This is a genomic window from Sphingomonas bacterium (assembly GCF_903643065.1).
Taxonomy (GTDB): Bacteria; Pseudomonadota; Alphaproteobacteria; order Sphingomonadales; family Sphingomonadaceae; genus Sphingomonas.
Genome location: NZ_CAHJWX010000357.1, coordinates 1 through 3214, shown reverse-complemented (window position 1 = coordinate 3214; position 3214 = coordinate 1). Strand labels below are relative to the sequence as shown.

Here is a 3214-nt window from a genome sequence, read left to right as displayed (position 1 = left end):
ACCCGGGCGCGCCGCCCGCCGCCGCGCCTAACGCGACCGCCCCCGCGCAGCCGGCCGACAACGGTGCGGTCCCGCTCGCGAGGTAAGCTCCCGTTCCGTTGGCTCGTCGCTCGCGTGATGCGCGGGCGCTTGCCGCGCGCGCCCACTTCCAGCTAGGCGGTCCTTCCCATGGCCCGGTTCATCTTCATCACCGGCGGCGTGGTGTCCTCGCTCGGCAAGGGCCTGATGGCCGCCAGCCTCGCCGCGTTGCTCCAGGCGCGCGGCTATCGCGTGCGCATCCGCAAGTTCGATCCCTATCTCAATGTCGATCCGGGGACGATGAGCCCGTACCAGCATGGCGAGGTGTACGTCACCGACGACGGCGCGGAGACCGACCTGGACCTGGGCCATTACGAGCGGTTCACCGGCGTCGCGTCGGCGAGCACGGACAACATCACGTCGGGGCGCATCTATAAGCAGATCATCGAGCGCGAGCGGCGCGGCGATTATCTGGGCGCGACGGTGCAGGTGATCCCGCACGTCACGGACGCGATCAAGACGTTCGCGCGGGCAGAGACGGAGGACCTCGACTTCGTGCTATGCGAGATCGGTGGCACGGTGGGTGACATCGAGTCGCTGCCGTTCATCGAGGCGATCCGGCAGCTGAGGAACGAGGGCGGGCGCGGCCAGTCCGTGTCCGTCCACGTCACGCTGGTGCCGTACATCTCGGCCGCCGGCGAGCTGAAGACCAAGCCGACGCAGCATTCGGTGCGTGAAATCGCCGCGCTGGGCGTGCAGCCCGACGTGCTGGTCTGCCGCTGCGAGCATCCGCTGCCGGCGAGCGAGCGCGCCAAGATCGCGCTGTTCTGCAACGTCCCCGCGTCCGCCGTCATCCCCGCGCTGGATGCGAAGAGCATCTATGCGGTGCCGCTCCAATATCATGCGGAAGGGCTGGACGAGGAGGTGCTGCGCGCTTTCGGGATCGAGCCCGACGGCAAGCCCGACCTGTCGCGCTGGACCGACATCGTCGACCGACTGACCAACCCGGAAGGCGAGGTGACGGTCGGCGTGGTCGGCAAATATGTCGGGCTGCAGGACGCGTACAAATCGTTGAACGAGGCGCTGGTCCATGGCGGCATCGCCAACCGGGTGCGCGTCAACATCCGCTGGATCGACGCCGAGCTGTTCGAGGGCGAGGAGACCGACGTCGCCGCCGCTCTGGAGCCGTGCCACGCGATCCTGGTGCCCGGCGCGTTCGGCGAACGCGGCGCGGAGGGCAAAATCCGCTCCGTCCGCTTCGCGCGCGAGCGGCGCGTGCCTTATTTCGGCATCTGCTTCGGGATGCAGATGGCGTGTGTCGAAGGTGCGCGCGACCTGGCGGGGATCGCGGAGGCGTCCTCGACCGAGTTCGGGCCGACGCCCGAGCCGGTCGTGGGGCTGATCACCGAATGGATGGGCCGCGACGGTCTGGAGCAGCGCGAGGCGCAGGGCGATCTGGGCGGCACGATGCGGCTTGGCGCGTACGAGGCGCGGCTCGATGGCAATTCGGTGGTCGCCTCGATCTATGGCGAGACCACGATCAGCGAACGCCACCGCCACCGCTACGAGGTGAATACCGGCTATCGCGCGGCGCTGGAGCGCGGCGGGCTGGTGTTCAGCGGCCTGTCGCCTGACGGCACGCTGCCTGAGATCGTCGAGCGGCCGGACCATCCCTGGTTCGTCGGCGTCCAGTTCCACCCGGAGCTGAAAAGCAAGCCCTTCGCACCACACCCGCTGTTCCGCGACTTCATCGCGGCGGCGGTCAGGCAGAGCCGGCTGGTGTAAACCGATGCGGCGCTCTCTCGCCCACCCGATCCCGGAGATCTTCGCAGCGGCCGAACGCCTCAACGCTGCCGTGGATGCTCATCTTGCCGGTCGGTTTGACGAAGCGGAGCGGCTATTCGCAGCTTCAAACGATCCGGCTGTTTGGGCCTATACCGATCGAGCTTGGGGCAAAGGTGCAAAGGAGCGGTACCGCTTCAAAACTATTTCGGGTTCACCGCCACTGTTACCGGCGAACGCCCGTCCGCGCCCCCGCATGCCGACACTAGCCGATCGAACGTTCATCCTCGCGCGGGATGGCCACCATTGCCGCTTCTGCGGCATACCAGTGATTGATCCGGCAATTCGTACATTAGCTTCGCAGTCGTACCCTGCTGCGGTACGTTGGGGCACTAGGAATGTAGAGCAACACGCTGCCTTCCAGTGCATGTGGCTCCAATTTGATCACGTGCTGCCGAACGGACGAGGCGGCGACAGCAGCCCTGAAAACGTGGTCGTCGCCTGCGCACCTTGCAACTTTGGTCGCATGGAAGCGACGCTGGACGAGGCTGAACTGATCGACCCAAGAACTCTCCAACCTCCGGTCTTATGGAGCGGATTAGATGGCTGGGACGGGTTAGAGCGACTGAGGCAAGGACATCACTAGCTGCAATTGATGAGAGAAGCGCCCCGACCTATTGGCCGAGGCGCCTCTCAGGCGGTCGCTAGGAGGAGCGACGCTGGCTTGATCAGGCGGCCTTCGCCTCGTCGCCCGCGTTCTCCACGGCGGCGAGCGGGGCGCCTGTCTTGATGCTGATCGTCTTGGGCTTCATCGCCTCGGGCACCTCGCGGACGAGGTCGATGACGAGCAGGCCGTCGTTGAGCCGGGCGTCGGCCACCAGCACGAAATCCGCCAGCTCGAAGCGGCGCTCGAACGAGCGGTTGGCGATGCCGACGTGCAGGAAGTCACCAGCGCCCGCCTTGTCGTCCTTGCGGCCGGCGACGAGCAGCAGGTTCTGCTGCGCGGTGATCTCGATCTCGTCGCGGGTGAAACCGGCCACCGCGAGCGTGATGCGATAGCGGTCGTCGGCGACGCGCTCCAGGTTGAAGGGCGGGTAGTTGTCGGACACGGCGCCACGGGCGCTGGTCTCCAACAGGTCGAACAATCGGTCGAAGCCGATCGTCGAGCGGCGATAGGGGGTCAGGTCGAGACGCATGATCAGATCCTCATATGAGCGATGTGATGGTGGAGGAGCGCCGCCCGAAGCACGGCGCCCGGCGCGGCCCGTATCGGCGCCGCGTTGAGCGAGAGATGGTGAGGGTGGGGCGGGGGTCAAGAGCGGGCCCGGCCGGGGTGTCGCTGCTCTTTTCGGGCGAGGGAGGCGTCGCGGCGAAGCCGCGCCGTGACGTCGGACGGGATCGACGGCGTCGCCGT

At 66.9% G+C, this 3214-nt stretch carries 2 protein-coding genes; one reads left to right on the top strand and one right to left on the bottom strand.

Going from position 1 to position 3214, the window contains the following annotated elements:
• The first annotated feature begins 168 nt into the window (after positions 1–168).
• Positions 169–1803 (top strand): CTP synthase, encoded by a 1635-nt coding sequence (locus HUU95_RS11960; protein WP_174280311.1) that lies wholly within the window; start codon positions 169–171, stop codon positions 1801–1803.
• Between the two features lie 725 nt (positions 1804–2528).
• On the opposite strand, the gene HUU95_RS11955 is transcribed toward HUU95_RS11960, so the two are convergent.
• The gene (locus HUU95_RS11955) at positions 2529–2996 is read right to left on the bottom strand and encodes an Hsp20 family protein (protein WP_174280310.1); all 468 of its coding nucleotides are present in this window, start codon (positions 2994–2996) and stop codon (positions 2529–2531) included.
• Positions 2997–3214: the final 218 nt, after the last annotated feature.